The 3468-nt window shown below is 62.5% G+C and carries 5 protein-coding genes; 2 read left to right on the top strand and 3 right to left on the bottom strand.

Annotated features, from left to right (window positions below):
* Window positions 1-282 precede the first annotated feature (282 nt).
* Window positions 283-939 (top strand): hypothetical protein, encoded by a 657-nt coding sequence (locus FJ039_12535; protein ID MBM4406973.1) that lies wholly within the window; start codon window positions 283-285, stop codon window positions 937-939.
* A 25-nt stretch (window positions 940-964) separates the two neighbouring features.
* On the opposite strand, the gene FJ039_12540 is transcribed toward FJ039_12535, so the two are convergent.
* Both FJ039_12540 and FJ039_12545 read right to left on the bottom strand, forming a co-directional pair.
* Window positions 965-1372, bottom strand: coding sequence for a nuclear transport factor 2 family protein (locus FJ039_12540; protein ID MBM4406974.1), 408 nt, complete (start codon window positions 1370-1372; stop codon window positions 965-967).
* Window positions 1373-1474: 102 nt separating this feature from the next.
* A complete protein-coding gene (locus FJ039_12545; protein MBM4406975.1) occupies window positions 1475-1930 on the bottom strand; it encodes a DUF1801 domain-containing protein in 456 nt (151 codons plus the stop codon).
* A gap of 104 nt (window positions 1931-2034) precedes the next feature.
* Between FJ039_12545 and FJ039_12550 the strand changes: the two genes are divergently transcribed.
* Window positions 2035-2931: an LLM class F420-dependent oxidoreductase gene (locus FJ039_12550; GenBank protein MBM4406976.1), complete on the top strand. Its 897-nt coding sequence runs from the start codon at window positions 2035-2037 to the stop codon at window positions 2929-2931.
* 8 nt (window positions 2932-2939) lie between these two features.
* On the opposite strand, the gene FJ039_12555 is transcribed toward FJ039_12550, so the two are convergent.
* The gene (locus FJ039_12555) at window positions 2940-3242 is read right to left on the bottom strand and encodes a DUF1801 domain-containing protein (protein ID MBM4406977.1); all 303 of its coding nucleotides are present in this window, start codon (window positions 3240-3242) and stop codon (window positions 2940-2942) included.
* Window positions 3243-3468: the final 226 nt, after the last annotated feature.

Raw genomic sequence — 3468 nt, forward strand, 5'->3', positions numbered from 1 at the left:
TGGCTCGTCGAGCGCCATCGCTACGCGACGCCAGAGCAAGCACGCCGTCAGTTGCTCGCTTGCCCTGTGGTTGCCGCATGAATACAATCACATCACTGTCCAAGAAATCAGGGGCGGTACACTCCTTTGGTTGAGTGGTTGCTCCGGAGGGATGCGTGCCGAGTCAGGGAAGCGAGATCCGCGATGCTGCACCCTGCCTCCATAAGCGGCATAATAGATGAAGTGTGGCAAATCATATGGATGGCTCGAGGTTTTGCAAGTCCTAAAGGCAGGAGGCTGCATATGGGGAGACGAGCGATACGACTTCTGGCGGCGGCCTCTCTATTGGCGGCAGCGCTTCTTGTGCCTGGCCGGGCCTTGGCTCAGGGAGGCATCACCGTCGTCACGGGCTTGGTGACCTCTAACGGCCAGCCCGCGCCCTCCGGCACAGTGGTCCTGGTTACCTTGCCGACGGGCGTGGCGGTCGGTGTCGCTCTGACAGGCCAGACTGGATTCGCCGCCAACCAGTATCGGATTGACCTGCCGGCGACGACGGGACTCGACGGGCAGTTGCTCCGGGTCCAGGCCCTAATCAACGGGGCTGCCCAGCCTGTGGTTGCCACGGCCCCGGCGATCACCTTCGCCTCAAACAGGGTATTCACGATCAATGTGAATGTCGCTGACCCCACCGAGCTGCCGCTCTTTACGGCCCTGAACCCCCTGACCTCACCTGAAATCACAGAAATCATCACCACGTTCGACTATTTTTCGGGAACATACCTCTCGTACGTTCCCGGCTTGCCCGGCAATACCTTCACGACGGTAAAGCGGAATACGGTCTTGATCATGACGCTCAAGAGGGATGCGCTTATCGTGGTCGGCGGTCCCGTCTATGCCGTCCGCGCCGGCGTGCCGACGCCTATCCCTATCGGGACGGTGCTTACGGTCTTTCTCCAGTAAGCAACCTGGACTTCAGGGAGCCGCGCTATTCGGCGGGCGTCTGCTGGTGGATGACGGCGCGCCAATCCTCACCGGCCTTCACGTAGACGGTGGTGCAGTAGACGGAGTAGGAGACGCTCTTTCCGCCCCGGTTTGCCTGCACGATGGCTGTGTACGAGATGGAGGCGCAGTTCTCCCCCAGGGCGATGACGCGCGGGCGCTCGATGGTGAAGCTCTGGAATGAGGCCGTTTTGCGCTCCAGGTTGCTCAGGAAGGTCTGCCGGTTCACCATGCCGAAGGGCGAGACGATAACGGCATCATGGGTGAAGTACTTCCGGTAGAAGCGGACATCTCGTGTCTGGTTCGCCTCCCAGGCCTGGCGCTCCATTTTGATAAGCGCGGGCCGGATGAAGTCTATGGTGAACCACTTCAGTTTTGTGACTTCCTGATTCATGAGGGAGCCCTTGTCCAGAGGCGCCTGGCGCCTCCTATCCGGCGGGAGAGTGATGATAGCAGACCCTTAGGCGCGATGGCGCTCAAGGCCCAGACCGGCTTGTCACTTCTTCCGCGCCGCTTCATAGCGCTCGATGTACGTCTGCACGGGCGTCTTGGCGATGGCTTGGCCGATGACCTCTAACGGCAGATCATCGGCCGATTTGAAGCGGACGCAAGACTTGCCCATGTCCAGCTTCTTGCCGCTGGCCTTGTAGGCCTTCCTAAACCACTCGTCCGTAGCCTTGTCCCCGTAGACGTTGTTCAGGTAGAGGGCCATGTAGTGCTTCTGGGAGGCCAGGCAGGCATAAGGCAGGGGAACGTCCTTCTTGCCCAGGTAGCCCTTGGGGTAGAGGGAGAGCGGCACGCAATAGCCAAGCATCCCGTAGGAGATGCCCTCCTCGTAGCCCTTGGGCAAGTTCTTTATGATGATCTTTCGCACCGCCTCGATCTCCTTCCGGCGCTCAGGAGACAGGCCGTCTAGGTATTCCTTCACTGTTTTAGCGCTGCTGGCGACCATGACGCCTTCCACCCTTCCTTGCTGGAGATGAGAGGCGTCTATTGTAGCCCTCACGGGAAGGTCTGCTACAATCCCCCGGCCAACGGAGATCCAAGGGGCATCCGGTGAAGTTCGGCATCGTCTTCCCCACTTACTTCTCCTTCTGCACCAAGGAGTTCATGCTTCGCGCCTCCCGGCGGATAGAGGCCCTTGGCTATGACTCCATTTGGTTCCCGGACCACCTGGCGATCCCGGAAGGCGGCAACGGCTACCTGCCCTCCTACGAGTGGCCGGAGCCGCTTACGCTAGCCGCGTACCTAGCGGCGCGCACCGAGCGGCTCCGCATCGGGTGGGACGTGCTGGTTACGCCGTACCGCAGTCCCTTTCTGATGGCGAAGAGCATCGCCACTCTTGACCTGCTGACGGAGGGGCGCGTCATCGTCGGCCTTGGCGTGGGCCACCTCGAATCGGAGTTTCGCGGCCTGGGCATACCCTTCGCCAAGCGCGGCGATATCACCAACGAGTACATCGAAATCATGCAGGCGCTGTGGACCAAGCAGAGGGCAAGCTACTCCGGCTCCACCTTCACCTTCGCCGACCTGCGCGCCGAGCCCAAGCCCTTCCAAAAACCGCATCCGCCCGTCTGGATCGGCGGGAATAGCCCGCCTGCTCTCCGCCGCGCCGCCAGGCTGGGCCAGGGCTGGCACCCGATGCACCCGCTCCCCGACGAGCTCAGGAGAGGCGTCGCCGCCATCCGCGCGGCGCGCAAGGAGCATCGGCGCAGGGGGCCCTTCACCTTCTCCTACAGCTGCCCCTGGATGACGCTGACCAGAGCGCCGCTGGGCGCCGAGCGGACGTTCCTCTCAGGGAGCCTCGACCAAGTTGTGGGAGACTTGCGAGAGCTGAAATCGGCGGGCTGTTCGTACGCCGTCCTGCGCCTGGGGAGGAACCCAAAGAGCGGCCGGGAGATGATGGAGGCCGTTGAGCTCTTCGGCAAAAAGGGTCTGCCCCTTTTTGAATGACCTCGTGCTCACCGCTCTCGGAAGGCCACTGCCGATGCCAGAAGCTCCTTGATGGCCCCCGCTTTGATGTCCTTTGTCGAGCGGACAAGCACATAACGCGTCTGCTTGGTCGTCCCTTGCAGGATGCCTGCGGGGTCCGGCAGGAAGGCGCCGAACTCCAGGTAGAGCTTCACGTGGTCGCCCAGGGGAAAGATGCCGCAGAAGTAGCCCGACTTCGGGTGGCGGTAGCCGATGGCCCGCCAGCCCGGGTAGGCCGCTTCAACGGCCTCCGGGACGGCGGCGCGGACGATGCCGCGCAGCCGGTTCGCCAGCCGCCGCTACCGGCGGCGGCTGGCCCGCGAGGATGTCTTGAGGCGTGAGCTTTCCGGCTTTGGGTGCCATCGCTGCCCCAGGCCTATCGGCCTATACGTGCTGATCAACCAGGATGGGGTTGCCGTCCGGGCCCCGCAGCCTGGCGATGATGGCCAGGAAGGTCTCAAAGCTCTCCAGGTCCTTGTAATCGGCCACGGGCGCACCTCGGTTCTATCCGGAGGCATC

This window comes from Chloroflexota bacterium (genome assembly GCA_016875535.1).
GTDB lineage: Bacteria > Chloroflexota > Dehalococcoidia > SHYB01 > SHYB01 > VGPF01.

Excerpts from the sequence above, each read along its gene's own strand:
- FJ039_12535 (MBM4406973.1), top strand. The coding sequence starts at position 283 with ATGGGGAGACGAGCGATACGACTTCTGGCGGCGGCCTCTCTATTGGCG.
- FJ039_12540 (MBM4406974.1), bottom strand. The coding sequence starts at position 1,372 with ATGAATCAGGAAGTCACAAAACTGAAGTGGTTCACCATAGACTTCATC.
- FJ039_12545 (MBM4406975.1), bottom strand. The coding sequence starts at position 1,930 with ATGGTCGCCAGCAGCGCTAAAACAGTGAAGGAATACCTAGACGGCCTG.